At 68.3% G+C, this 23,721-nt stretch carries 23 protein-coding genes; 12 read left to right on the top strand and 11 right to left on the bottom strand.

All coding sequences use genetic code 11. The annotated features are described in order from the left end of the window. Window positions 1–16 precede the first annotated feature (16 nt). From QPR87_RS04340 to dusB, 3 genes are read right to left on the bottom strand one after another with little or no spacing between them, the layout of a single operon-like run. A complete protein-coding gene (locus QPR87_RS04340; protein WP_285048522.1) occupies window positions 17–1,474 on the bottom strand; it encodes a response regulator in 1,458 nt (485 codons plus the stop codon). An 8-nt stretch (window positions 1,475–1,482) separates the two neighbouring features. Further along, complete coding sequence (locus QPR87_RS04335; protein WP_011750360.1) at window positions 1,483–2,640, bottom strand: two-component system sensor histidine kinase NtrB; 1,158 nt, start codon at window positions 2,638–2,640, stop codon at window positions 1,483–1,485. After that, window positions 2,637–3,686 (bottom strand): tRNA dihydrouridine synthase DusB, encoded by a 1,050-nt coding sequence (dusB, locus tag QPR87_RS04330; protein WP_011750361.1) that lies wholly within the window; start codon window positions 3,684–3,686, stop codon window positions 2,637–2,639. Before dusB ends, QPR87_RS04335 begins: the two co-directional genes overlap by 4 nt. 228 nt (window positions 3,687–3,914) lie before the next feature. Here dusB and QPR87_RS04325 point away from each other — a divergent pair, with 228 nt between their 5' ends. From QPR87_RS04325 to QPR87_RS04310, 4 genes are all read left to right on the top strand, one after another. Then, window positions 3,915–5,297 (top strand): L-serine ammonia-lyase, encoded by a 1,383-nt coding sequence (locus QPR87_RS04325; RefSeq protein ID WP_285048520.1) that lies wholly within the window; start codon window positions 3,915–3,917, stop codon window positions 5,295–5,297. Window positions 5,298–5,423: 126 nt separating this feature from the next. Beyond that, window positions 5,424–6,335 (top strand): hypothetical protein, encoded by a 912-nt coding sequence (locus QPR87_RS04320; RefSeq protein ID WP_230999880.1) that lies wholly within the window; start codon window positions 5,424–5,426, stop codon window positions 6,333–6,335. Between the two features lie 87 nt (window positions 6,336–6,422). Continuing rightward, window positions 6,423–8,618 carry a YjbH domain-containing protein gene (locus QPR87_RS04315; protein ID WP_285048518.1) on the top strand — a complete coding sequence of 732 codons (2,196 nt, stop codon included), beginning with the start codon at window positions 6,423–6,425 and terminating at the stop codon, window positions 8,616–8,618. After that, window positions 8,615–9,283, top strand: coding sequence for a YjbF family lipoprotein (locus tag QPR87_RS04310; RefSeq protein ID WP_011750365.1), 669 nt, complete (start codon window positions 8,615–8,617; stop codon window positions 9,281–9,283). Before QPR87_RS04315 ends, QPR87_RS04310 begins: the two co-directional genes overlap by 4 nt. Window positions 9,284–9,455: 172 nt before the next feature. Here the strand turns inward: QPR87_RS04310 and QPR87_RS04305 are convergent, their stop codons facing one another. The 4 genes from QPR87_RS04305 to QPR87_RS04290 form a co-directional block, all read right to left on the bottom strand. Beyond that, a complete protein-coding gene (locus QPR87_RS04305) occupies window positions 9,456–9,659 on the bottom strand; it encodes a hypothetical protein (RefSeq protein WP_371862662.1) in 204 nt (67 codons plus the stop codon). Between the two features lie 214 nt (window positions 9,660–9,873). Beyond that, the gene (locus QPR87_RS04300; protein ID WP_011750367.1) at window positions 9,874–10,656 is read right to left on the bottom strand and encodes an iron chelate uptake ABC transporter family permease subunit; all 783 of its coding nucleotides are present in this window, start codon (window positions 10,654–10,656) and stop codon (window positions 9,874–9,876) included. A 6-nt stretch (window positions 10,657–10,662) separates the two neighbouring features. Beyond that, window positions 10,663–11,427, bottom strand: a complete 765-nt coding sequence (locus tag QPR87_RS04295; protein WP_011750368.1) for a metal ABC transporter ATP-binding protein — start codon at window positions 11,425–11,427, stop codon at window positions 10,663–10,665. Then, a complete protein-coding gene (locus QPR87_RS04290; RefSeq protein WP_285048515.1) occupies window positions 11,424–11,918 on the bottom strand; it encodes a Fur family transcriptional regulator in 495 nt (164 codons plus the stop codon). The genes QPR87_RS04295 and QPR87_RS04290 overlap by 4 nt, the downstream gene beginning before the upstream one ends. A gap of 81 nt (window positions 11,919–11,999) precedes the next feature. Between QPR87_RS04290 and QPR87_RS04285 the strand changes: the two genes are divergently transcribed. Beyond that, window positions 12,000–13,022, top strand: a complete 1,023-nt coding sequence (locus tag QPR87_RS04285) for a zinc ABC transporter substrate-binding protein (RefSeq protein ID WP_285048514.1) — start codon at window positions 12,000–12,002, stop codon at window positions 13,020–13,022. A gap of 180 nt (window positions 13,023–13,202) precedes the next feature. Continuing rightward, entirely contained in the window at window positions 13,203–13,379 is a 177-nt protein-coding gene (gene hemP, locus QPR87_RS04280) for a hemin uptake protein HemP (RefSeq protein WP_010394206.1), read from the top strand. 25 nt (window positions 13,380–13,404) lie between these two features. Here hemP and QPR87_RS04275 read toward each other — a convergent pair whose 3' ends face one another. Then, window positions 13,405–14,877: a pseudouridine synthase gene (locus tag QPR87_RS04275; RefSeq protein WP_285048509.1), complete on the bottom strand. Its 1,473-nt coding sequence runs from the start codon at window positions 14,875–14,877 to the stop codon at window positions 13,405–13,407. A 108-nt stretch (window positions 14,878–14,985) separates the two neighbouring features. Between QPR87_RS04275 and QPR87_RS04270 the strand changes: the two genes are divergently transcribed. Next, the gene (locus QPR87_RS04270; protein WP_285048508.1) at window positions 14,986–15,435 is read left to right on the top strand and encodes a nucleoside deaminase; all 450 of its coding nucleotides are present in this window, start codon (window positions 14,986–14,988) and stop codon (window positions 15,433–15,435) included. A gap of 95 nt (window positions 15,436–15,530) precedes the next feature. Next, window positions 15,531–18,965, top strand: a complete 3,435-nt coding sequence (locus QPR87_RS04265) for a pyruvate carboxylase (RefSeq protein WP_285048506.1) — start codon at window positions 15,531–15,533, stop codon at window positions 18,963–18,965. Window positions 18,966–19,327: 362 nt separating this feature from the next. Here QPR87_RS04265 and QPR87_RS04260 read toward each other — a convergent pair whose 3' ends face one another. From QPR87_RS04260 to QPR87_RS04250, 3 genes are all read right to left on the bottom strand, one after another. Further along, entirely contained in the window at window positions 19,328–20,377 is a 1,050-nt protein-coding gene (locus QPR87_RS04260) for a YeeE/YedE family protein (RefSeq protein ID WP_230999886.1), read from the bottom strand. Window positions 20,378–20,447: 70 nt separating this feature from the next. Further along, the gene (locus QPR87_RS04255; RefSeq protein WP_011750375.1) at window positions 20,448–20,789 is read right to left on the bottom strand and encodes an ArsR/SmtB family transcription factor; all 342 of its coding nucleotides are present in this window, start codon (window positions 20,787–20,789) and stop codon (window positions 20,448–20,450) included. A gap of 107 nt (window positions 20,790–20,896) precedes the next feature. Then, window positions 20,897–21,241 carry a thioredoxin family protein gene (locus tag QPR87_RS04250; protein ID WP_041530452.1) on the bottom strand — a complete coding sequence of 115 codons (345 nt, stop codon included), beginning with the start codon at window positions 21,239–21,241 and terminating at the stop codon, window positions 20,897–20,899. Between the two features lie 111 nt (window positions 21,242–21,352). Between QPR87_RS04250 and QPR87_RS04245 the strand changes: the two genes are divergently transcribed. From QPR87_RS04245 to soxY, 4 genes are all read left to right on the top strand, one after another. After that, on the top strand, window positions 21,353–22,090 hold the full coding sequence (locus QPR87_RS04245) for a cytochrome c biogenesis CcdA family protein (RefSeq protein ID WP_285048502.1): 738 nt from the start codon (window positions 21,353–21,355) through the stop codon (window positions 22,088–22,090). A gap of 13 nt (window positions 22,091–22,103) precedes the next feature. Continuing rightward, window positions 22,104–22,664 (top strand): SoxW family protein, encoded by a 561-nt coding sequence (locus QPR87_RS04240; protein ID WP_011750378.1) that lies wholly within the window; start codon window positions 22,104–22,106, stop codon window positions 22,662–22,664. Between the two features lie 115 nt (window positions 22,665–22,779). After that, window positions 22,780–23,253 (top strand): sulfur oxidation c-type cytochrome SoxX, encoded by a 474-nt coding sequence (gene soxX / locus QPR87_RS04235; RefSeq protein ID WP_011750379.1) that lies wholly within the window; start codon window positions 22,780–22,782, stop codon window positions 23,251–23,253. Between the two features lie 39 nt (window positions 23,254–23,292). Continuing rightward, window positions 23,293–23,715, top strand: coding sequence for a thiosulfate oxidation carrier protein SoxY (gene soxY / locus QPR87_RS04230; RefSeq protein WP_011750380.1), 423 nt, complete (start codon window positions 23,293–23,295; stop codon window positions 23,713–23,715). Window positions 23,716–23,721: the final 6 nt, after the last annotated feature.

Here is a 23,721-nt window from a genome sequence, read left to right as displayed (position 1 = left end):
GCCATCTGTGGCCGTTTTACATCAGTTTGCGGCGCCGTGTCACCTCGATATTCAGATCGGTCAGTTTCTTGCGCAGCGTATTGCGGTTTATGCCCAGAAGATCGGCACAACGCAGCTGATTTCCGCCGGTGGCGTCCAGCGCGATCTCCAGCAGCGGCTTTTCGATCTCGCGCAGGATGCGGTCGTAAAGGCCCGGGGGCGGCAGGTCGTCGCCGTGCAGGTCGAAATAGCGTTGCAGATGCATCTCGACCGATTGCGCCAGCCGCATGTTGGCGGGCTCGCCCAGCGGCGTGACCGGGGCGGCCGGGCTGATCGTGCCGGCGGCCGAGGTCGGCACGGCGGCCGGGGCCTGCGGCATGATGGGGCTGGATTGCGCCAGCGCGGTGCGGGCCTCGGCCTCGCTGATCTCGGCCGCCGCGGCGGTCAGCGCCAACCGCCGCATCAGGTTTTCCAGCTCGCGCACGTTGCCGGGAAAGGGATAGGCGCGGATCAGCGCCGTCGCGCCCTCGGAAAGCTTGCGCTGCGGCAGGCCCTGCGCGGCGGCACGGGCCAGCAGGTGCCGCGCCAGCGGCGGGATGTCGTCGACCCGCGCCCGCAGCGGCGGCACGGTGATCGTCACCCCGGCCAGACGGTAATACAGGTCCGCCCGCAGCCGGCCCGCGGCCACGTCCGCCTGCGGGTCGGGGCCGGTGGTCGAAACAAGGCGCGGCATCAGGTTGCGGCCGGGGCCGACCTCCCATGCCTCGATCATGCCGATCAGCCTTGCCTGGGCGGCGGCGTCGAAGCCGGCCGGGTCCTCGATCAGCAGCGTGCCGCCCTGCGCCCGCTCGGCGACGTTGTGGATGGCCTCTTCGGACAGGTCGGCCGCGGTCAGCACCACCAGCCCCGCCTCGCGCCGGTCGGAGAGGTCGTGGAACGAGCGGGCGACCACGGTCTTGCCCACCCCCGCCTCGCCGGCGACGATCACCGGCAGGTCGGCATTGAGCACACGCGCCACCATGCGAAACAGGTTCTGCATCGAGGGCGCATGACCGATCAGCGGCAGGGCCGGGTCGGCGCCGGCCTCGGGCGCGGGTGCCGCCGCGGCGGGCGCCGGGTCGGACCTGCGCACCCGGCGCGACAGCGCCTGGCCGGCCCGCGCCATCAGGTCAGGCAGGTCGAAGGGCTTGGGCAGGTAGTCGAAGGCCGCCGCCTCGGTGGCGCGAATGGCGGTGACGATGGTGTTCTGGGCCGAGATCACGATCACCGGCAGGTCGGGCCGCGCCTTGCGGATCGCCGGGATCATGTCGATGCCGTTGCCGTCGGGCATCATCACGTCGGTGACGACCAGATCGCCGCGCCCCTCCTCGACCCAGCGCAGCAACTGCGACAGCGAGCCGGTGGCATGGACCCGACAGCCGGCCCGGGTCAGGGCCTGGGTCAGGACCGTGCGGATGGTGCGGTCGTCGTCAGCGATCAGAACGGTGCCGTCCATGGAAAACCTCAGGCTTTGGGCAGTGAAATGCGGAAAACGGTGCGACCGGGGCGGGATTCCAGTGCGATCCAGGCGCCATGGTCGGTGACGATCTTGGAGACCAGCGCGAGGCCGAGGCCGGTGCCGTTCTCGCGCCCCGAGACGAAGGGCTCGAAAACCTCGCCCATGATGGCCTCGGGAATGCCCGGGCCGTCGTCCTCGATCTCGATCTGCAGGGGCAGGCTGCGGCCCTGCGGCTCGGCCTCGGTCGGCGCAAGGCGCAGGGTGCCGTCGTAGAGGCTGCGCAGGCGGATGGTGCCGCCCTGCCGCGCCCGACCGATAGCCTCGGCGGCGTTCTTGACGAGATTCAGGCAGACCTGCACCAGCTGATCGGCATCGACCAGCGCCGGCGGCAGCGAGGGGTCGTAGTCGGGCACGATGCGCAACCCCTTGCCGAAGCCCACCGCGGCCGAGCGGCGCACGCGCTCCAGTACGTCATGGATGTTCACGGCCGAGAGCCGGGGCGCCGAGGTGTCGCCGAAGCGTTCCACCTGGTCCAGCAATTCGACGATGCGGCGCGATTCCGCGACGATCAGGTCGGCGAGGTCGCGATCCTCGGCCTTGAGGTTCATGCCGATCAACTGCGCCGCGCCGCGGATGCCGGCCAGCGGGTTCTTGATCTCATGCGCCAGCATCTCGGCCATGCCGATGGCCGAGCGCGCGGCGGATCGCGCCGCCTGCCCCTGCCCCAGCCGGCCGCCGCCGTCGGCAGGCGCCAGCAGGATGACGGTGCCGCCCTCGGGGCTGGGGGCCTGGCCGGCATGGACGGTGGCGATGCGGTCGGAATGCCCGCCCGAGCGGTCGCCGATCTCGAAGCGCACCCCGGCGCGGTTCAGCGCCTCGTGCCCCTCGCGCATGCGTTCCAGGATCGCGCCGAGCCGGGGCACGATGCGCAGCCGCTTGAGCATCTCGGGCCCCTCCAGCGCCTGTCCCAGCGACGAGCGGCAGGAGATGTTCAGGAAAGCCTCGGCCAGGTCGTTCATCGCGGCGATGCGGCCCTGTGCGTCCAGGATGATCGCGGGCAGCGGAAGCGCCGACCAGTTCGGCCCGACCTCGGCCGGGACAAAGCCGCCGCCGGTCTCCATCTCGGGATCGGGCAGCATGTCGGACCCGGCCCGGCTGGTCATGAAGGCACCTCGGTCGCCTGTGCGTTGGCATGGACCGCATCGCCCGGCGCGGCATCGGCATCGCCGAAGCCGGCGCGGATCGCGGCCAGCGCAGCCTCGGGCGTGGGCGCGCGCAGAAGCTCGGCGCGGTTCGGGGCGCCGTTCGCCTCGGCATACCAGCCCAGGTGCTTGCGGGCGACGCGCAGCCCCAGTTCGCGCCCGTAAAGCGACAGGATGTCGTCGTAATGCTCGGCCACCGCCTCGGCCAGCCGCGCGCCCTGCGGCACATCCGGCGCGGGCGTGCCCCAAAGCTCATGCGCGATCTGCGCCAGCCGCCAGGGCGCACCTTGCGCGCCGCGGCCGACCATGACGGCCTCGGCGCCCGATTGCCGCAGGGCCGCGCGGGCCGAGGCCGCATCCACCACGTCGCCATTGGCGACCAGCGGCGGGCGGCCCGGCAGGTTCGCCACGGCGCGGATCGCCGCCCAGTCGGCACTGCCGGTATAGAACTGCGCCCGCGTGCGGCCATGCACGGTCAGCATCCCGACCCCCGCCCCGGCGGCGCGGCGCGCAAGGTCCGGCGCATTCAGGCAATCGCCGTCCCAGCCCAGCCGCATCTTCAGCGTCACCGGCAGGTCGGGCACCGCGGCGACCACCGCATCGATCAGCCCCAGCGCATGGTCGAGGTCGCGCATCAGCGCGGCGCCGGACAGCCCTCCCGTCACCTTCTTCGCCGGGCAGCCCATGTTGATGTCCACGATGCGCGCGCCCATGCCGGCCACGATCCGTGCCGTCTCGGCCATGGCGCCGGCCTCGCGACCGGCGATCTGGACCGAAACGGGCAGCGCGCCCTCGGTCAGCGCCTTTGCGCGCACGGCGGCGCGGGTCGAGGGGCGCGGCGTCACCATCTCGGTCGAGGCGACCATCTCGCTGACCATCAGCCCGGCCCCGCCATGGCGCGCGACGGCGCGGCGGAACGGCAGGTCGGTGATCCCGGCCATGGGCGCCAGAAAGACCGGCGGGCCAAGCCGCACGGAGCCGAGAGTGATGGGTTCGGGCAGTGTCATGGGAGAACTCGTAGGCCAGCCGGCGGGAATGCGAAAGAAAACGGCGCGTGCCCGATCGGCAGGCTTTCCTGCCGTGACGGAATTTGCCGCTTTTTCATGCTTGATGCCTAAATAGTCGGCAGGCACGGTTTCGTCAAATGTCGCGGAGCTTCAAGTCCGCTGTCGCAACCGCGCTGGCCTGTCGGGCGCGCGGCGGCTAGGCTTTCCGCGCCAGCCAGGGAGTGCGCGATGTTTCTTTCCGTCTTCGACATCTTCAAGATCGGAGTCGGCCCGTCCTCGTCCCATACCATGGGGCCGATGGTGGCCGCAGGACGCTTTCTGGACGCGCTGCGCGAACAGCCCTTTCGCGCGCACGGGCTGCGCGCCAGCCTGCACGGCAGCCTGGCCTTCACCGGCAAGGGCCACGCCACCGACCGCGCCACCATCCTTGGCCTGGCCGGATTCCTGCCCGAAACCATGGATGCCGAGGCGGCCGAGGCCGTGCTGGAGAAAAACCGCGAGACGAAGATCCTGTCGCCGCGCGACCTGGGCGATCTGGCCTTCGACCCGATGCGCGACCTGATCTTCGACTACGACCACGCCCTGCCCGGCCATGCCAACGGCATGATCCTGATGGCGACCGACGCCCAGGGCGACGTGATCTTTCGCGAGGTCTATTACTCGATCGGCGGCGGCTTCGTGCTGACCGAGGGCGAGTTGGCGGCGCGCGGCGACGACACCCGCTCGGATGCCTCGCCCAAGGTGCCCTTCCCCTTCGCCTCGGCGGCCGAGATGCTGGAGATGGCCGAAAGATCGGGCAAGTCCATCGCCCAGATGAAACGCGAGAACGAGCGGGTCTTTCGCAGCGATGCCGAGATTTCAGCCGGCATCCGCCGCATCTGGCAGGTGATGCGCGACTGCATGGACCGGGGGCTTGCGACGGGCGGCATCCTGCCCGGCGGGCTGTCGATCCGCCGCCGCGCCGCCGGCATCCACGAGGCGCTGAAGGCCGAGGCCGGCATGAACCTGACCGCGCCGCATGTCATCAACGACTGGATGTCGATCTATGCCATGGCCGTGAACGAGGAGAACGCGGCCGGCGGCCAAGTCGTGACCGCGCCGACGAACGGCGCGGCGGGCGTGGTGCCGGCGGTGATCCGCTATTGGCTGGACCATGTGCCTGACGCGTCCGAGCGCCAGCTCGACGAGTTCCTGCTGACCGCCGCGGCCATCGGCGGGCTGATCAAGCACAACGCCTCGATCTCAGGCGCGGAATGCGGCTGCCAGGCCGAGGTCGGCTCGGCCAGCGCCATGGCGGCGGCAGGGATCTGCGCCGCGATGGGCGGCACCGTCACCCAGGTCGAGAACGCCGCCGAGATCGCGCTGGAGCATCACCTGGGCATGACCTGCGACCCGGTAAAGGGACTGGTGCAGGTGCCCTGCATCGAAAGGAACGGCCTTGGCGCCATCAAGGCGGTCTCGGCCGCCAGCCTGGCGCTGCGCGGCGACGGCCAGCATTTCGTGCCGCTGGACGCCGCCATCGAGACCATGCGCCAGACCGGCCGCGACATGAGCGACAAATACAAGGAGACCTCGCTGGGCGGTCTGGCCGTCAACGTGCCCAACTGCTGACCGCGTGCGAAGAATCGCGCAAACCCGGGCCCTGGCGGCGGTCGGGGCTTGTCGGCGCTTGCCCAAGTCCCGGGCTTCCTGTAGCCAATCAGCATAAGCAAAACCCATGGAACCGGGACAGAGCAGATGAAATTCCGTTCGGCATTCGCCGTCCTCTCGATGACTGTGGCCCTTGCCGCCTGCGGCGAACTGCCCTTCCAGAAATCCGACGAGCCCGAGGCGCAGGGCCATTCCGGCCCGCCCACCGTATCGCCGCTGGAGCAGCCGATCGAGACGGGGACCGAAGGCAAGCCCATCGCCACCGCCGAGGCCAGCACGCTGAGCACCGCAATGTTCCGTGCCGCAGGCAGCGGCTGGACCGTGACCGCCGCCGACAAGACCGCCGTCTATGAACGCCCCGGCGCAAGATCGGTCGGCGTCACCGTGCGCCGCATGGTCTATGGCCGCGGCGTCGAGTTCATCGGCACAATGAACGGTTCGGTCTTTGCGCTGAACATCCAGGCGGCGGAATGCGAAGCCGGTGGCCAGAAGACCCCCTTCACCGCGCGGCTGCGCGTCGGCAGCCAGCGCCTGAGCGGTTGCGCGGCACCCACCGACACGATGCCCAAGGCGCAGGTCCGCGCCTCGTCCGCGGCGCCGAAGCCCAAGGCGCAGCCGAAACCGGCGGCGCCAGCGGCAAAGCCCGAAGCCGCACCGGCAGCCGAAGCCCCGACGACGGCTCCCGCGGCTGCGGCCACCGGAGCCACCGCCCCGGCAACCGCCACGCCCGAGACGACGGCACCCGAGACGGCGGCGCCCACCACGACCCCGGCGACCACCCCCTCGGCAGGCAGCCCGACCGAAGGCGCGGCAACCGGCACCCCGGCGACGGGGACCACCACGACCGACGCACCGGCTGCCGGGGCACCCTCGTCCACGCCCGCCGCCCCGTCCCCGGCTTCGGAAAGCCCGGCGGCAGGCGGCAGCGGGTCCGATACGACGGGCGGCGTCCCCGCCCCCGCGCTGATCCTGCCCGAACCGCCCGCACCAAGCGAATAAGCCACAGATCCGGGTGCCGCAGGACCAAGCCCGCGGCACCGAACCACCTGCCGCCCGCAGCGGGCCGCGACCTGAGAGGAGCCGCCGATGAGCGCCCATTCGATGCTTACCCGTCGCCTGCTGGCCTCGACCGTGCCGGTAGCGCTGCTTCTGGGTCTCGGCACCGGCCCGGCCCGCACCGATCCGATGATCGGCGATGTGCTTAACAGCTACGGCCTGCCCGGCGGGGTCGAAACCCCGACGGCCGAGATGCTGCCCGACGGAACCCTGGGCGGGACCGTATCCTATAACGAGCTGGGACGGCGCCACAACGTCGTGTTCCAGCTGCACCCGCGCATCACCACCGCGCTGCGCTATTCGCGGGTCGAGGGCATGAAGGACCATATCGAGGACCTGGGGGACCATATCTGGGACCGGTCCTTCGACATCCGCTTCCAGGTCCTGGACGAGGCGGGCTGGCGGCCCGCCGTCGCGGTCGGGCTTCAGGACTTCCTGGGAACCGGGGTCTATTCCGGCGAATACGTCGTCGCCAGCAAGACCATCACCCCGAACATCCGCGCCAGCCTTGGCGTCGGCTGGGGCCGCCTGGCCGGCAAGATGCGCGAATCGGATGACAACCTGGGCGGCAAGCCCAATGTCGACCAATGGTTCTCGGGCAGTCCCAAGGCCTTCGGCTCGGTCACCTGGCAGGTCAACGAAAAGCTGAGCCTGGTCGCCGAATATTCCAGCGACAAATACGCCCCCGAGACCGAGAGGGAGACGAAGGAAGCCCCGGGCAGCCAATTCAACCTGGGCGCCTATTACACCTTCAGCCCCAGCTATCAGCTTGGCCTCTATACGCTGGGCGGCGATACGTTCGGGGCGCAGTTCAGCTTTGCGCTGAACCCGCGCAACGCGCCCTTCCCCTCGGGGCTGGAAAAGGCGCCGGCCCCGGTGCGGTCGCGCCCCGCGCCCTCGGCCGATCCCGAAGGCTGGTCGGGCGCCTGGTCGGCCGATCCGACCGCACAGCCGGCGATCCAGACCGTCCTGGCCGATGCGCTGGCCGATGAGGGGCAGATCCTCGAATCCATGGCACTGTCGGCGAACCGGGCCGAGGTGCGCATCCGCAACACCCGCTATATCCAGCAATCCGAGGCCGTGGGCCGCACCGCGCGGCTGATGACCCGCGCCCTGCCCCCCTCGGTCGAGACGCTGGTCATCACCTCGAACTCCGAGGGCATGGCGACTTCGTCGGTGGTGCTGAAACGCTCGGATGTCGAGCGGCTGGAGAATACCGAGGCCGGGCGGATCGCCAGTGCCTCCGCGCTGGTCGATGCCGATCCGCGGCCGGGCGATCTGGTGGCGACGCAGGGTCTGTTCCCGCGCTTCCGCTGGAACCTCGGGCCCTATCTCGACATCGGCCTGTTCGACCCCGAGGATCCGCTGCGCTACGAAATGGGTGCCGAGCTCAAGGCCAGCTACGAGCTTGTGCCGGGCCTGGTCCTGTCGGGCAGCATGCGCCAGCGCGCCTTCGGGAACATGGACCAAAGCGGTCCCGCGATTCCGCCGGAGCTGAATGGCGGTGTCAGGGGCGATCACTACACCGCAGAGGAATACAAGGCCGATCCGAGCCTGGAGACCTCTCCCGACGGGGTTCCTCGCGTGCGCTCCGACACCCGGATGTATACGGGCCGGACCTCGCCTACCATCCCCGAGCTGACCTTGGCCTGGTATGCCCAGCCGACCGAGCAGGTCTATACGCGGGTGACGGTCGGCCTTCTGGAGCGCGCCTATGGCGGCGTCTCGGGCGAGATGCTGTGGAAGCCCGCCAATTCGCCCCTGGCCTTCGGCGCCGAGGTCAACCATGTGAAGAAGCGCGATTTCGACGACGTCTTCGGCTTCCGCGACTACGAGGTCACGACCGGGCACCTGTCGGCCTATTACGAATTCGCCAACGGCTTCACGGCACAGCTGGATGTCGGCAAGTATCTGGCCGGCGACAAGGGCGCGACCATCACGCTGACCCGCGAATTCGCCAACGGCTGGCGCGTCGGCGCCTTCGCGACCAAGACCGACATGAGCGACGAGGAATTCGGCAACGGCTCGTTCGACAAGGGCATTACCGTCTCGCTGCCGATTTCCTGGGCCGCAGGCACGCCGTCGCGCGATCGCGCAAGCAGCACGCTGCGGTCGCTGTCGCGCGACGGCGGGGCGCGCGTGAACGTGGACGGCCGGCTCTACGACAAGGTCCGGGACGCGCAATCGGTCAAACTCTATCAAGGCTGGGGGAGGTTCTGGCGATGATCACGACCCGCATCCACCGGGCGGTGCTGCCGGTGCTGCTGATCGCGGGCCTTGCTGCCTGCGGCAACGACGACACCGGCAGGGAGGCAAACCCCCTGCTGATCGCCGCCAGGACCGCCGGCAGCGCCGTGAGCGGGATGCGCGGCGGCGAGGCCGAACAGGCCCCCGCCGCCCCACGCACGCCCGAGCAGATGGCCGCCGAGGCGCTGCGGGTCAATCCCGCACCGCTGGTCATGGTCAACTTCGAATCGCTGGGCCGGACGCAGGTCATGGCGATGACCGGGCAGAACGGCGCGATGCGCACCTATATGGCGCCTTCGAAAGAGGCCCTGATCCTGCGCGACGGCATGCTGATCGGCACGCGGGGCCTGGGCAACGACCTCTCGGTCGTCGAGCCGCAGACCGAGGCGCTGATCCGCGCCGGCCGTTCGGGCTCGGCCCAACGCGTCATGCGCTATTACAGCGGCGACGGGCTGGAGCGCCCGCTGAGCTTCGACTGCACCGTCGGCCCGGGCCCGAAGCCCGGCGTGATCGTGGAAAGCTGCGAGGGCCACGGGGCGCGTTTCCAGAACAACTTCATGCCGCAGGGCGGGCATCTGCCGGTCTCGCGGCAATGGGCCGGGCCGCGGCTGGGCTACATCACCATCCAGACGCTGCGACCCTGACAGTCGCCAGTCAGAGGCAAGATGAAAAACCGGCCCACTTGCGGCCGGTTTTTTCATGCCCGGCCGTGCAGCGGATCACGACAAGGACGGGCAGCGGCGGACTGCAATAAAAAAAGGGCTGACCAATGGCCAGCCCCTCTGAGCTTTGCGAAACCCGGGTTCCGCTCAGCGATCAGTGGTCGTCGTCGTCCGAAGCGACGGCGGCAATGACGCCCAGCAGCAGCAGAGCCGGAACGACGAGGCCAGCGTTGGTCGAAGCGGGCTTCTCGTCCACGACAACCGGCTCGACTTCAACGACCGGGGCAACATAGCCACCGGCGAGAGCGGTCGAGGCCGACAGGCCAAGGGCCAGGGCGAAGGTAGCGAATTTGGTCATGATCATGCTCCGTTCAGTACTTTGACGGCTGCCGTTTCCGGCAACATCGCTGCGACAGTCGCATAATCCCAAGGACTTGGAAAGCGGTCTTGATCGGGAAATCATGCGCGCCCCGGGCGACTGTTGCATAATAGCCAACACCTGCACCGTTAGGCGAGATGCCGCCATCGGATCGGCGGAAACCCGCAAGTTTCCGCCCGCTCCGATACGTAGGTTATTTCCTGCAAACCACTAATGTCACGGCATAAATCGCTGCAGAAATCGCCACGATCGAAGGGCCTGCCGGCGTGTCCAGCCACAGGCTGGCCCAAAGCCCGCCGAGAACCGAAATGGCACCGATCAGGGTGGCGGAACCTGCCATCTGCTCGGGCGTTGCAGAGAATCCCCGCGCCGCCGCGGCCGGCACGATCAGCATGGCCGAAATCAGCAGCGCCCCGACGATGCGAATCGCGATGGCCACGACCACAGCCAGCGCCAGGGACAGGATCAGCCGCTCGCGCGCCGGATCGATTCCCGCCGCCATGGCCAGTTCCTCGTTCACCGAGGCCGTCACCAGCCGCTGCCAGCGCCAGATGAGCAGCCCCAGCACCGCCGTCGCACCGGCCCAGATCCAGGCAAGGTCGGCCCGCGTCACCGCAAGGATGTCGCCGAACAGAAAGGCCTCCAGCCCCACCCGCAGCGAAGGCACGAAGCTGACGCCCACCAGCCCCAGCGCCAGCGCGCTATGGGCCAGCACGCCCAGCACCGTGTCCATCGACTGGCCCCGCGCCGTAAGCTGCGCGACGATCAGCGCCATGGCGACGGCCACCGCCAGCGTGCCCAGATAGATCGGCAGCGAGAAGACAAAGCTCAGCGCCACGCCCAGAATCGCCGCATGGGCGGTCGAATCGCCGAAATAGGCCATGCGCCGCCAGACCACGAAGGAACCCAGCGCCCCCGTCGCCAGCACAAGGCCAAGGCCCGCCAGGGCGGCTCGGGTCAGGAAATCGTCAAGCATGGGACCTCAATGCGGATGGGCGCAGGCCGGGCCGTGGCGATGGCCCTCTGCGACATGGTCGTGGTCGTGATCGTGGTGATGCTGGTAAAGCGCCAACGTGCCCTGCGCCTCGCTGCCGAACAGGGCGCGATAGGCGGGGGCGGCGCTGACCGCCTGCGGCGTGCCCTCGCAGCAGATATGGCCGTTCAGGCAGACCACCCGGTCCGAGGCGCGCATGACCACCAAGAGGTCGTGGCTGACCATCAGCACGGCGGCGCGGGTTTCGGCCCTGACCTCCTCGATCAACTTGTAGAAGGCGACGATGCCGGGCTGGTCCAGGCCCTGCGTCGGCTCGTCCAGCACCAGAAGCTGCGGATCGCCGAGCAATGCGCGGGCCAGCAGGACGCGCTGGAACTGCCCGCCGGACAGCGCGGTGATCTGGCGGCCCTCAAGCCCCGGCACGCCGGTCCGCTCAAGCGCGGCGGCGGCCTGCGCATCGCCGACCCGGCGCGGCAGCGACAGGAAGCGGCGCACGGTCATCGGCATGGCCCGCTCGATATGCACGCGCTGCGGGACATAGCCGATGCGCAGCCCGGGCACGCGCTCGACCCGGCCCGAGGACAGCGAGACATGGCCCAGAAGCGCCCGCACCAGCGTCGACTTGCCCGAGCCGTTCGGGCCGACCACGGTGACGATCTCGCCCGGGCGGATCAGGAAATCGACATGGCTCAGCACCGGCAGATCGCCGCCATGGCTGACCGACAGGTCGGCGGCGCAAATCAGCGGCGTCACAGGCCGGCCTCGGTGCAGCGCGCGCAAAGGCCCAGCAGTTCGACGGTGCTGCGCTCGATGCGGAAGCCCGTCGCCCCGGCCAGCCCGTCCAGCGCCGCGCGCAACTCGGGCGCCTCGGCCTCGGCCACCTGCTCGCAGCCGCGGCAGATCAGGAAGGCCGGCGAATGGTCGCGCTTGGCCGAAAGGCAGGCGGCATAGGCGTTCAGGCGTTGCACGCGATGCGCGAGCCCCTGCTCCACCAGGAAATCCAGCGCCCGATAGGCCACCGGGGGCTGCTTGCCGAAGCCTTCGGCCGAAAGCCGCTCCAGCACCTCATAGGCGCCCATGGCGCGATGCGATTCCAGCAGGATCTCCAGCGCGCGGCGGCGCACCGGGGTCAGGCGCACGCCTTCGGTCCTTGCCTGCTCTTCGGCGCGGCGCAGCACCGCCGCCGCGCAATGGGCGTGGTCGTGCTCGTGAAACGGGTCGGGCGGGGATTCCGAAGTGGACATGATGTTATATCGTTACATTTTTGCTTGACGGGTTACGATATAACATAAATAACCTTGGCGTTTCCGCAAGTGAGTCCCGCCATGATCCGACCTTCCTCCCTTGTCCTTGCCGCTGCGCTTGGCACCGCCGCCCTGCCCGCCCGGGCCGAAGTCCCGCGGGTGGTGACCGATATTCCCGTCGTCGGGGCCATGGTGCAGCAGGTCATGGGCGATCTGGGCCAGCCCGAGATCCTGCTGCAGGCCGGCGGCGATCCGCACAGCTATCAGCTGCGTCCCAGCCAGGCCCGCAGCTTGCAGGATGCCGACCTGCTGATCTGGGTCGGCCCCGAGCTGACCCCCTGGCTGGAGCGGGCCGTCACCAGCTTTTCCGCGCAGGGCGAGATGCTGGCCCTGCTGGACCTGCCCGCCACGCATCGCCGGGACTATGCCGGCGGCGAGCATGAGCATGAGCATGAGCATGAGCATGAGCATGAGCATGAGCATGAGCATGAGCATGAGCATGAGCATGAGCATGAGCATGAGCATGAGCATGATGGACACGGCCATGCCGAGGAGCAAGCGCATCACGACCACGACCACAGCGGCACCGATCCTCATGCCTGGCTGGACCCGGCGAATGGGCAGGCCTGGCTTGCTGCCATCGCCGAGACCCTGTCCCGGCGCGACCCGGACAATGCAGGCGTCTATGCCGCCAATGCCGCGAAGGCCGCCGACGAAATCACCGCACTGGACGAAGAACTGAAATCGGCGCTGACCCCCACGCAAGGCAAGCGCTTCGTCGTCTTTCATGACGCCTATGGCTATTTCACCGAGCATTACGGGCTGGAGCCGGCCATTGCGGTCAGCCTTGGCGATGCCTCGACGCCCTCGGCCGCGCGGCTCAGGGCGATTCGCGACGAGATCGCCGAAGAGGGCGCGGTCTGCGCTTTCCCCGAGGCGAATCACGATCCGAAACTGATTGCCGCGGTGATCGAGGGCAGCGAAATCCGCCAGGGCGCCGCGCTCGACCCCGAAGGGACCGGCGCGACTCCCGGCGCCGGGCTTTATGCGGAGCTTCTGCGCGACATGGGCCAGGCGCTGGCCGATTGCCTTGGGGCGGACTAGGAACTGCCGGTAAATCCGCCCCATTCGGGGCGTCGGCAAGGCGGGCGCCCATGTGGCGCCCGCCTTTTCGCTTTCAAAACGACGGGTTATGTGGTGGGAAAATTCCCGACTATTTTCCTTTGACATCTCCTAGGAAATTTGTCAGGTTACACTCACCGCGACAGAAACGAGGAACTGGACATGACCGCGACCCGCCCCGCCGAATTCACGCGTCCCGGCGTGACCGCCCTGCAACGACTGCCCGAATATGACGCCGAATTGCTGACTGCCGGCGGCAATCAGGCGCTGATCGTATTGGGCGACCAGGTCTACAACCTGCGCATCACCCGCGCGGGCAAGCTGATCCTGACGAAGTGAACAGCCCCGGCAAGGGCGGCGCGATCTAGCCGCGCCGCGGCCCTTTTCCCTCTGGTCGCGCTCCCTTTCCGGGGGCGCGATTCGTTTTTGCGAAGCCCGGTTTCGGACCGGGTTTGCCGCCCGGCTTGCCCGTGGCCTTGCCGGGCTTGAAATCGCGGGCCGGCTTGCCTTCGCCGCGCGGCTTGAAGCCGCCTTCGGTGCGGGGCTTGAAGCCGCGCTCGCCTTCGGTCGCCCTGGCTTTGAAGCCCGGCTTGCCGGCGCGCTCGGGACGGTCGCCATCGCGGCGCGATTCGTCCCGCGGCCCCTTGCCGAAGGGCTTGCGCGCACCGTCGCGGACAGCAGGCTTGCCATCGCGATCCTCGCGCCGGGCAAAGGGTTTGCGCTCGCCATCCTCGCGTTTCGCAAAGGGTTTTCGCCCCCCATCCGGGCGCTTGCCGAAGGGCTTGCGTTCGCCATCCTCGCGGCGTGCAAACGGCTTGCGCTCCCCATCCTCGCGGCGCGCAAACGGCTTGCGCTCCCCATCCTCGCGGCGCGCAAAGGGCTTGCGGTCCCCGTCCTCGCGCCGGGCAAACGGCTTTCTCTCGCCATCCTCGCGGCGCGCAAAAGGACGACGCTCGCCATCCTCGCGCCGGGCAAAGGGCTTGCGGCCGCCCTCGTCGCGCGGCTTGCGCGGACGGGCATCGCCCTCGGCCGGCTTGGCCGCGCCGCGCTCGCGGAAACTGCGCGGCTTTTCCTCGGTCTCGCCGGTCAGGAGCCCGCCCAACTGGTCGCGCAGCACCTTGCGCTTGACCTCGCGCACCTCGTTCTCCTCGAGGCCGGTCAGCTTGAACGGGCCATAGCCGATGCGGATCAGCCGGTTCACGATCAGCCCGACATGGGCCATGGCGCGGCGGATCTCGCGGTTCCTGCCCTCGCGGATGCCGACGGTCAGCCAGGCATTGGCGCCCTGCTGGCTGTCGAGGTTGATCTCCATCGGCGCGAATTCCTCGCCCTCGATGGTGACGCCGCGGCGCAGCGGCGCGAATGTCAGGTCGTTGGGCTGGCCGTTCACCCGCACGCGATAGCGGCGCAGCCAGCCGGTGGTCGGCAGCTCCAGCCGGCGCTTCAACTCGCCGTCATTGGTCAGAAGCAGCAGCCCCTCGGAGTTCAGGTCCAGCCGGCCCACGGTCATCACCCGCGGCAGGTCGCGCGGCAGTGCGTCAAAGACGGTCTGCCGCCCCTTTTCATCCGAATTCGAGGTTACCAGGCCCAAGGGCTTGTAATAGAGCCACAACCGCGTCTCTTGCGGCTCCTCCAGCGGCTTGCCGTCGACGCGGATCCTGTCGGCGGGCGTGACGTCCAGCGCCGGGCTGTCGATCTTCTTGCCGTTCACCGTCACCCGGCCCTCCAGGATCATGCGCTCGGCCTCGCGGCGCGAGGCGACGCCGGCACGGGCCATCACCTTGGCGATGCGGTCTGCCTGCGGATTCGGGGCGGTTTCGGGGCTGTCTTCGGTCATGGCGATCTCCTGCGCATCTCTGCGGTGGCAAAGCGGGCTCTCTACGCCCAACGCAGGAAGATGGAAAGCAGTTCTTGCGCGCAAGGCAAGCCCACGCGAAAAGCGCGCATGGATTTTGCCTCGCACATGCCCGCCGCGCTCGATGAGGCCCGTGCCGCCGCCCGGCGCGGCGAGGTGCCGGTCGGCGCCGTCCTGGTGGGTGCCGACGGCGCCGTGCTGGCCCGCGCCGGCAATCGCACGCGCGAGATGCGCGACCCGACGGCCCATGCCGAAATCCTGGCGATCCGCGCCGCCTGCGCGCATCTCGGCTCGGAACGGCTGCCGGGCGCGAGGCTATGGGTGACGCTGGAGCCCTGCCCGATGTGCGCCGCCGCCATCTCGGCCGCACGGATCGAGGTGCTCTATTACGGCGCCGAGGACCCGCGTATGGGCGGCGTGCGCCATGGCGCACGGGTCTTCGACCATCCGCAATGCCATCACCGGCCAGAGATCATCGACGGCATTTCGGCAGAAGAATCGCGCCGGCTGCTGCAAGAATTCTTTCGCGAACGCCGCTGAGATGAGAAAACCCGCGTCGCGAAACCGTCGCGAAGGGTGCTTGCGCTGCACCGCAGCATAGTTAGGATGCCCGCCGGGCGAACATGGGGGGACTGATGTTCCGTAAGATTCTTATTGCGAACCGTGGCGAGATAGCGATCCGCGTGATGCGGGCGGCGAACGAGCTGGGCAAGAAGACGGTCGCGGTCTATGCCGAGGAAGACAAGCTGAGCCTGCACCGCTTCAAGGCGGACGAGGCCTACCGGATCGGCGGCGGCCTGGGGCCGGTGGCGGCCTATCTCAGCATCCCCGAGATCATCCGCGTCGCGAAGGAATCCGGCGCCGATGCCATCCATCCGGGCTACGGACTGCTCAGCGAGAACCCCGATTTCGTCGATGCCTGCACCGCAGCGGGCATCGCCTTCATCGGGCCGAGCGCCGACACCATGCGGGCGCTTGGCGACAAGGCCTCGGCGCGGCGTGTCGCCATCCAGGCCGGCGTGCCGGTCATCCCCGCGACCGAGGTGCTGGGTGAGGACATGGAGGCGATCAAGCGTGAGGCCGCGCAGATCGGCTATCCGCTGATGTTGAAAGCCTCCTGGGGCGGCGGCGGGCGCGGCATGCGGCCGATCATGGGCCCCGAGGAACTGCCCGAGAAGGTGCGCGAGGGAAGGCGCGAGGCCGAGGCCGCCTTCGGCAACGGCGAGGGCTACCTGGAAAAGATGATCCTGCGCGCCCGCCATGTCGAGGTGCAGCTCTTGGGAGACGGCCATGGCGGGCTCTACCATCTTTACGAACGCGACTGCACCGTGCAGCGCCGCAACCAGAAGGTGGTCGAGCGCGCCCCGGCGCCCTACCTGACCCCCGAACAGCGCGCCGAGGTCTGCGAGCTGGCGCTGAGGATCGGCCGCGCCGTCGGCTACCGCAACGCCGGCACCGTCGAATTCCTGATGGATATGGACAGCCAGGCCTTCTACTTCATCGAGGTGAACCCGCGCGTCCAGGTCGAGCATACCGTGACCGAGGAGGTCACCGGCATCGACATCGTGCAAAGCCAGATCCTGATCGCCGAGGGCGCGACGCTGGCCCAGGCCACCGGCGTCGCCTCCCAGGCCGGGGTGCATCTGAACGGCCACGCCCTGCAATGCCGGGTCACGACCGAGGATCCGCTGAACAACTTCATCCCCGATTACGGCCGCATCACCGCCTATCGCTCGGCCACCGGCAACGGCATTCGCCTCGACGGCGGCACCGCCTATTCCGGCGGCGTCATCACCCGCTATTACGATTCTCTGCTGGTCAAGGTCACGGCCCATGCCCAGACGCCCGAGAAGGCCATCGCGCGGATGGACCGGGCGCTGCGCGAGTTCCGGGTGCGCGGCGTGGCGACGAATATCGAATTCGTCATCAACCTCTTGAAGCACCCGACCTTCCTCGACGACACCTATACGACCAAGTTCATCGACACCACGCCGGACCTGTTCGCGTTCCGCAAGCGCCGCGACCGGGCGACGAAACTGCTGGTCTATATCGCCGACATCACCGTGAACGGCCATCCCGAGACCGCCGGCCGTCCCCTGCCGCCGGCTGAGGCGCGCATTCCCGTGCCGCCTGCGGCCAAGGCCGAGCCCGCCCCCGGCACAAGGCAGCTCCTGGAGGAACAGGGGGCGAAAGCCGTCGCCGACTGGATGCTGGACCAGAAGCGCCTGCTGATCACCGACACCTCGATGCGCGACGGCCACCAGAGCTTGCTCGCCACGCGGATGCGCTCGATCGACATGATCCGGGTGGCGCCGGCCTATGCCGCGAACCTGCCCGGCCTCTTCTCGGTCGAATGCTGGGGCGGCGCGACCTTCGACGTCGCCTATCGCTTCCTGCAGGAATGCCCCTGGCAGCGGCTGCGCGACATCCGCGCCCGCATGCCCAACCTGATGACGCAGATGCTGCTGCGGGCTTCGAACGGCGTCGGCTACACCAACTATCCCGACAACGTGGTGCAGGAATTCGTCCGCCAGGCGGCCAGGACCGGCGTGGACGTGTTCCGGGTCTTCGACAGCCTGAACTGGACCCCGAACATGCGCGTCGCCATGGATGCGGTGATCGAGGCCGGCAAGATCTGCGAGGGCACCATCTGCTATACCGGCGACCTGCTCGATCCCGCGCGCGCGAAATACGACCTGCAATATTACCTGAAGATGGCGCGCGAGCTGCGCGACGCCGGCGCGCATATCCTTGGCCTCAAGGACATGGCCGGGCTGCTGAAACCCGCTTCGGCCTCGATTCTGGTCAGGGCGCTCAAGGAGGAGATCGGCCTGCCGGTGCATTTCCACACCCATGACACCGGCGGCATTGCCGGCGCCTCGATCCTGGCCGCGGCCGAGGCCGGGGTGGATGCGGTGGACTGCGCCATGGACGCCTTCTCGGGCAATACCTCGCAGCCCTGCCTGGGCTCGGTGGTCGAGGCGCTGCGGCATACCGATCGCGACACCGGCCTGGATATCGAGGCGATCCGCCGGATCTCGAACTACTGGGAGGCGGTGCGTGAGCACTATGCCGCCTTCGAGAGCGGGTTGCAGGCCCCGGCCTCGGAGGTCTGGCTGCACGAGATGCCCGGCGGCCAGTTCACCAATCTCAAGGCCCAGGCGCGCTCGCTCGGCCTCGAGGATCGCTGGCACGAGGTCGCCCAGGCCTATGCCGAGGTGAACCGGATGTTCGGCGACATCGTCAAGGTCACGCCCAGTTCCAAGGTGGTGGGCGACATGGCGCTGATGATGGTGGCCCAAGGGCTGACGCGGGCGCAGGTCGAGGACCCGGCGGTCGAGGTCTCCTTCCCCGATTCGGTCGTCGACATGATGCGCGGCAACCTGGGCCAGCCGCCCGGGGGCTGGCCCGCGGCGCTGCAGAAGAAGGTCTTGAAGGGCGAGGCGCCGCTGACCGCCCGCCCCGGCGCGGCCATGCCGCCGGTGGATATCGAGGCCACCCGCGCCGAGCTGATCCGCCAGCTGGAAGGCAAGGCGGTCGATGACGAGGACCTGAACGGCTATCTGATGTATCCCAAGGTCTTCCTCGACTACATGGGCCGGCACCGGCAATACGGCCCGGTGCGGACGCTGCCGACGCGGGCCTTCTTCTACGGCATGGAGCCGGGCGAGGAGATCGAGGCCGAGATCGACCCCGGCAAGACGCTGGAGATCCGGCTGCAGACCGTGGGCGAGACCGACGAGAAGGGCGAGGTCAAGGTGTTCTTCGAGCTGAACGGCCAGCCCCGGGTGATCCGGGTGCCGAACCGTCTGGTCAAGTCGCAGACCGCCGCCCGTCCCAAGGCCGACCCGGCGAACGAGGGCCACCTGGGCGCGCCCATGCCCGGCGTCGTCGCCTCGGTCGCGGTGACGCAGGGGCAGAAGGTCAACCCCGGCGACCTGCTGCTGACCATCGAGGCCATGAAGATGGAAACCGGCATCCATGCCGACCGAGCCGGCGTGGTGAAAGCCCTCCACGTCAGGCCGGGAGAGCAGATCGACGCGAAGGATCTCATGGTCGAGATGGAGTGAGACGAGCCGGGGCGCGAAAGCGCCCCGGGCCGACCGGGAAAATCGTCGCCGGATCATGCCGCTACGGCACCATCCACGGAATGGCGCGGCAGGCTTGCAGAATGCTGCGAATAACGGCCAGAGCGTCCGCCGCAATACTGGTCTTTCCTGACGACAGTGACGAGCAGGTGCTCCCCGCACAGCAGGGCTGCAAAGGCGGCGGCAGACCCGTCATGCAGGAAATACCGGCCTGCTGCGCTGGTATCCCGGGAAACCAATCCGCTGACGGCAGCCCCTGGCGAATGGCCGATTTTCGCAGGGGCGATATCCGGCTTGCGGGCATCCTCGCCCCCCTTCTACCCGCGAAGCGCCGGGACGAAATTTCAGTCCACGGCGCCCTGAAAACCGCCGATCAGGCGCCGCAACCCGAATGCCGCGCCGGCCACGATGGCGATGAGGGTGACGGGCCCGGACCAGGCCAGGGCCGCGAAGGCCGAAACCCCCTGTCCGACCGAGCAGCCCATGGCCACCACGCCACCGGCCCCCATCAGGGCGGCGCCGCCGATCTGGCGGCCCAGTTCGCGCGGATCCTCGCAGGCCTCCCATTTGAACAGACCCCGGATCATCGAGCCGATCAGCGCACCGGCCATCACGCCCACGACGGAGCCCACGGAGAAGGTGATCCCGCCTGCGGTCGAGGTCATCAGGAAGATCAGCGTGCGACCCACCGGGGCGGTAAAGGACGGGCCCTCGATCTGCACCGCGCCAAGGCTGTGGTCGTAAAGCCAGCTGGTGCCGAAGAAGCTCCAGCTGACGGCCAGCCCGGCGGCCGCACCCCAGGCGATCATCTGCGGCCTTGCGCGCAACGGGGCATGGCCCAACCCCCAGGCCAGGGCCGAGACGCCGATCAGCGCCACCGTGACCGGCGCCGGCAGGCCCATAAGGCCCAGGTCGTGGACGATACCCTGCGGGCCGTTGGCCTCGGGCTGCGGGAACAGCAGGACGCGCAGCGGCGCCAGCGGGCCGGACAGCACGATGAAGCCGACGATGGCCATCACCACCACCACCACCAGCGAGCGCAGGTCGCCGCTGCCGAAACGCACCAATGCGCCGAAGCCGCAATTGCCGGCCATGGCCATGCCATATCCGAACACCAGCCCGCCGATGATCGAGGCCAGCGGGTTCCAGTGGATGGTATGGTAGAAGCTGTTCTCCAGCTCGATCCAGCCGGTCAGGGCCAGCGCCTGCGTCGTCAGGATCGCCACGCCAAGCACCACGCCCCATAACCGCAGGCGGCGGGAATCCTTGCCATAGACCGCCGATTCCAGCGCGCCGAGCGTGCAGAAGTCGCCCAGCCGAGCCGAAAGACCCAGCACGATCCCGCCCGCCAGCCCGACCAGGGCCGCAAGCACTCCATAGGGCAGCTCATCCATCGCGTCTCTCCCATTCCCGCGAAAGAACCCTTTCGCGGCCTCCTTGCGTCATCCCGCCCCCCGCGCCGGGTCAGCAATCCGTGCCGAACAGCTTTTTCAGAACGGTCAGCAAGTCAACGACCTTGGGATCGAGGATCGAGTAAAAGATCGTCTGCCCGTCGCGCCGCGCGCTGACCAGCCCTTCGTGGCGCAGCCGCGCCAGTTGCTGGCTGACGACGGCCTGGCGCGAGGACAGCAGGTTCTCGAGTTCGGTCACGCTTTTCGGACCGCTCATCAGATAGCACAGGATCATCAGGCGGCCATCATGGCCAAGGGCCTTCAGAAAGGTCGAGGCTTCGTTCGCAGCCGCGATCAGCGCGTCGAAATCGGTTTCCTGTTCCGGTTCGTGCCGGATGTTCTCGATTCCGCCCAAAGGCTCATCCCCATTCCTTTCGATCCCTAAATGCAGGGTAAGCCGGCGCACGGCAACCGAAACCGAAGGATTGGGCCAATTTATCGCGGCACCGATGGGCGGGGACGTCACGGTGCCGGCTCCGCCACGGCGATCAGTCCGGCCAGCAGGGGCCAGAAGAAATCCTCGCCCGGATAACCTTCCAGCCGGCCGGCCTCGACATCGTCGGCCGTCAGCACGAAGGTCGGGGTAAAGGTCACCGGCCGCGCCAGTTCCAGTCCGGGCGGCAAGGGCTCGCGCAGTTGCAGGCGCCGCACCGGCGCGGCCTTGCCTTCGTCGGTCAGCGGATATTGCGGCGCGATCTCGGTGTTCCAGCGGTCGCAATAGACACAGCCGGGCTGCTCGAACATCACAAGCCGCAATTCGGCCGCAGTCGCAGGCCATGCCGCGGCAAGAAATGCCAGCAGCGCCAAGGGCGATCGTCGACGGGATTGACGCCTGAATTTGAACATAGGAATATTCTAATATAATGCCGGCCACCGGGCAAGCACCGGCAGGATGGCAGGCTGCGGGGGGAGAGGCCGATGCTGGATGTCACCTATGGCGGAGCCGCGCTTGCGGGGCTGCTTTCGTTTCTGTCGCCCTGCATCCTGCCGATGGTGCCGTTCTACCTGTCCTACATGGCCGGGGTGTCGGTGCGCGAATTGCGCGACGGCGGCACGGTGGCGCCGGGCGCGCGCGGGCGGATGGTGCTGCGGGCCTGGGCCTTTGCGCTTGGCGTGACCACGATCTTCCTGCTGCTGGGGCTGGGCGCCACGGCGCTTGGCAAGGCCTTCGCGCAATGGAAGGAAACCCTGTCCTGGGCGGCTGCCGGGGTGCTGATCCTGTTCGGCCTGCATTTCCTGGGCGTGCTGCGGATCGGCCTGCTTTATCGCGAGGCGCGGGTGCAGACCGGGGCCAAGCCCTCGACCCTGGCCGGCGCCTATGTGATGGGGCTGGCCTTCGGCTTCGGCTGGACGCCCTGCGTGGGACCGGCGCTGGCGGCGATCCTGATGGTGGCCTCGGGCATGGGAGATCTGTGGCGCGGCGGGCTGCTGCTGGTGGTCTACGGGCTTGCGATGACCCTGCCCTTCGTGCTGGCGGCGTTTTTCGCGGGATCGTTCCTGGGCTGGGTCGCGCGCCACCGCGCGCTGATGGGACATGTGGAAAAGGCGATGGGGGTCATGCTGATCCTGTTCGGCATCCTGATCGCCACCAACTCCATGAATGTCATCGCCGACTGGATGATTCGCAACTTCGACTGGACAGCCACGCTTACCTGAGAGGAGCCCGACCATGAAACCGATCCGTGCCCTGGCCGCCTGCCTGTTGCTGGCCGCGACACCCGCAGCCGCGGTCGAAACCGGCGATGACGGCCTGCACAAGCCCACCTGGCTGCGCGAGACCTTCAAGGACCTGCGCGAGGATCTGGCCGAGGCCAATGCAGAGCAGAAGCGCCTGCTGATCCTGGTCGAGCAGCGCGGCTGCATCTATTGCGCCGAGATGCACGAGAAGGTCTTTCCCGACCCCGAGATCGACGCGCTGATCCGCGACGGCTATTTCGTCGTCCAGATGAACCTGTTCGGCGATGTCGAGGTCACGGATTTCGACGGCACCGCGCTTTCGGAAAAGGACATGGCGGTGCGTTGGGGCGTCATGTTCACGCCGACGATGATCTTCCTGCCCGAGGACGTTCCCGAGGGACAGACCGCCTCCGAAGCGGCCGTCGCCCTGATGCCGGGCGCGTTCGGCAAGGGCACCACCAGCGCCCTGCTGACCTGGGTTCGGGCGCATGGCTATGAAAATGGTGAGCATTTTCAAAAATTTCTTGCGCGCGAACTGGAGCGCAAGAACTAAGCCCGCCCTCACGCGCCTCGCATACATATAAATATTCATAAATTGCTATATTTATGTTGTCAGACCATCCGGCCTTTCGTTATCATCGGGTCAGGGAGAGCACAGGGAGGACAGCATGAGCAGCCATCTATGGCATGCGGCGGTGGTGGCGATGGCCATCGCCACGCCTGCCATCTGTGAAACGGCACCGAAGGACGTGGACTATGCCGAGGGCGCGGTCGAGGCTTCCCTGACCGGCGTTCCGGGCAATCCCGAGGAAGGGGTCCGGGTCATGACCACCAACGCGCTGGGCAATTGCGTGGCCTGCCACCAGATCGGGGCGCTGCCGGATGTCGAGTTTCCCGGCACCATCGCACCGCCGCTGGACGGCGCGGCGGATCGCTGGACCGAGGCCCAGCTGCGCGGCATCGTCGCCAACGCGAAGATGACCTTCGAAGGGACGTTCATGCCGGCCTTCTACAAGGGAGAGGGCTTTGTCCGGCCCGGCGACGGCTTTACCGGCAAGGCCGGGACCGAGCCGCTGGCCCCCATCCTCAATGCCCAGCAGATCGAGGATGTCGTCGCCTTCCTGGTGACGCTGAAAGAGTGACGCCTGTCCCGACAGGCCCCGAAAACCAAGGAGAAAACGATGATCCTTTCAAGACGCGAGGCGCTCTGGATCGGCTTTGGCGGCCTTGCCGCCGCCGTCCTGCCGGGCAAGGCCGCGCTGGCCGCCACCGTTGACGAGTTGACCGCGACCTTCACCGGCGGCGCGGCGGTGGGCGAAGGCGGGCTGACCCTGACCGCCCCCGAGATCGCCGAGAACGGCAACACCGTGCCGGTCGAGGTCAACGCGCCGGGCGCCGTGGCGGTCATGCTGCTGGCCTCGGGCAACCCCGAACCCGCGGTCGCCACCTTCACCTTCGGCCCCGCCGCCGCCGAACAGCGCGCCGCCACCCGGATCCGCCTGGCCCAGACCCAGGACGTGATCGCGCTGGCAAAGATGGGCGACGGCTCGGTCGTCAGGGCGCAGACCACGGTCAAGGTCACCATCGGCGGCTGCGGCGGCTGAATCCAG

It is taken from the genome of Paracoccus sp. SSJ (assembly GCF_030234105.1).
GTDB lineage: Bacteria > Pseudomonadota > Alphaproteobacteria > Rhodobacterales > Rhodobacteraceae > Paracoccus > Paracoccus denitrificans.
The sequence above is the reverse complement of the archived record's forward strand: the minus strand, read 5'-3'. Positions and strand labels throughout refer to the sequence as shown.

Excerpts from the sequence above, each read along its gene's own strand:
- QPR87_RS04340 (WP_285048522.1), bottom strand. The coding sequence starts at position 1,474 with ATGGACGGCACCGTTCTGATCGCTGACGACGACCGCACCATCCGCACG.
- QPR87_RS04335 (WP_011750360.1), bottom strand. The coding sequence starts at position 2,640 with ATGACCAGCCGGGCCGGGTCCGACATGCTGCCCGATCCCGAGATGGAG.
- dusB (WP_011750361.1), bottom strand. The coding sequence starts at position 3,686 with ATGACACTGCCCGAACCCATCACTCTCGGCTCCGTGCGGCTTGGCCCG.
- QPR87_RS04325 (WP_285048520.1), top strand. The coding sequence starts at position 3,915 with ATGTTTCTTTCCGTCTTCGACATCTTCAAGATCGGAGTCGGCCCGTCC.
- QPR87_RS04320 (WP_230999880.1), top strand. The coding sequence starts at position 5,424 with ATGAAATTCCGTTCGGCATTCGCCGTCCTCTCGATGACTGTGGCCCTT.
- QPR87_RS04315 (WP_285048518.1), top strand. The coding sequence starts at position 6,423 with ATGAGCGCCCATTCGATGCTTACCCGTCGCCTGCTGGCCTCGACCGTG.
- QPR87_RS04310 (WP_011750365.1), top strand. The coding sequence starts at position 8,615 with ATGATCACGACCCGCATCCACCGGGCGGTGCTGCCGGTGCTGCTGATC.
- QPR87_RS04305 (WP_371862662.1), bottom strand. The coding sequence starts at position 9,659 with ATGACCAAATTCGCTACCTTCGCCCTGGCCCTTGGCCTGTCGGCCTCG.
- QPR87_RS04300 (WP_011750367.1), bottom strand. The coding sequence starts at position 10,656 with ATGCTTGACGATTTCCTGACCCGAGCCGCCCTGGCGGGCCTTGGCCTT.
- QPR87_RS04290 (WP_285048515.1), bottom strand. The coding sequence starts at position 11,918 with ATGTCCACTTCGGAATCCCCGCCCGACCCGTTTCACGAGCACGACCAC.
- QPR87_RS04285 (WP_285048514.1), top strand. The coding sequence starts at position 12,000 with ATGATCCGACCTTCCTCCCTTGTCCTTGCCGCTGCGCTTGGCACCGCC.
- hemP (WP_010394206.1), top strand. The coding sequence starts at position 13,203 with ATGACCGCGACCCGCCCCGCCGAATTCACGCGTCCCGGCGTGACCGCC.
- QPR87_RS04275 (WP_285048509.1), bottom strand. The coding sequence starts at position 14,877 with ATGACCGAAGACAGCCCCGAAACCGCCCCGAATCCGCAGGCAGACCGC.
- QPR87_RS04270 (WP_285048508.1), top strand. The coding sequence starts at position 14,986 with ATGGATTTTGCCTCGCACATGCCCGCCGCGCTCGATGAGGCCCGTGCC.
- QPR87_RS04265 (WP_285048506.1), top strand. The coding sequence starts at position 15,531 with ATGTTCCGTAAGATTCTTATTGCGAACCGTGGCGAGATAGCGATCCGC.
- QPR87_RS04260 (WP_230999886.1), bottom strand. The coding sequence starts at position 20,377 with ATGGATGAGCTGCCCTATGGAGTGCTTGCGGCCCTGGTCGGGCTGGCG.
- QPR87_RS04245 (WP_285048502.1), top strand. The coding sequence starts at position 21,353 with ATGCTGGATGTCACCTATGGCGGAGCCGCGCTTGCGGGGCTGCTTTCG.
- QPR87_RS04240 (WP_011750378.1), top strand. The coding sequence starts at position 22,104 with ATGAAACCGATCCGTGCCCTGGCCGCCTGCCTGTTGCTGGCCGCGACA.
- soxX (WP_011750379.1), top strand. The coding sequence starts at position 22,780 with ATGAGCAGCCATCTATGGCATGCGGCGGTGGTGGCGATGGCCATCGCC.
- soxY (WP_011750380.1), top strand. The coding sequence starts at position 23,293 with ATGATCCTTTCAAGACGCGAGGCGCTCTGGATCGGCTTTGGCGGCCTT.